At 63.5% G+C, this 633-nt stretch carries 1 protein-coding gene; it reads left to right on the top strand.

All coding sequences use genetic code 11. The features are described from left to right. Positions 1 to 35 precede the first annotated feature (35 nt). Positions 36 to 633: IS110 family RNA-guided transposase (locus tag G6N73_RS36175; RefSeq protein WP_165034607.1), on the top strand; the 598-nt coding region annotated here is incomplete at its 3' end.

Below are 633 nucleotides of genomic sequence, written 5' to 3'. Positions count from 1 at the left end.
AGGTCGTTGCAGATCTCAAGCAAGGGAGACCGTCCGTGGAAAATCTTATTCGCATTGGCATGGATACGTCAAAGACCGTGTTCCAGTTGCATGGGGTGGATGCGGCCGAGCAGCCGGTTTTGCTCAAGAAGCTTCGGCGTGGGCGGGTGCTTGCCTTCTTCGCCGGGCTTTCGCCGCTGAAGGTGGGCATGGAAGCCTGCGGCGCGGCGCATTACTGGGCACGCGAGCTGCGCGCGCTGGGCCATCATGTAGTTCTGCTGCCGCCGCAATATGTGAAGCCTTACGTGAAGCGCTCCAAGTCCGATGCGGCGGACGCCGCGGCGATCTGCGAGGCGATGAGCCGGCCTTCGATGCGTTTCGTACCGGTCAAGAGCGCCGACAACCAGGCCCTGCAGATGCTGGCGAAACTGCGCGCCCAGTTCATTGGCCGGCGCACGCAGCTCGCCAACGCGATCCGCGGCTTTGCGGCGGAGTTCGGCCTGGTGGCGCCCAAAGGCCTTTCCCGGCTCGGCGATCTGCTGGCCGACATTCGCGCCGACGCGACGATCCCCGACATGGCCAGGGAGATGTTCGAGACATTGGCGCGCGACTATGCGCGGATCAATGAGGAGATCGCCGCACTCGATGAAAAGC

It is taken from the genome of Allomesorhizobium camelthorni (assembly GCF_011045125.1).
GTDB lineage: Bacteria > Pseudomonadota > Alphaproteobacteria > Rhizobiales > Rhizobiaceae > Allomesorhizobium > Allomesorhizobium camelthorni.
Note: the sequence above shows the minus strand (reverse complement) of the source record. Positions and strands in the feature narration are given on the sequence as shown.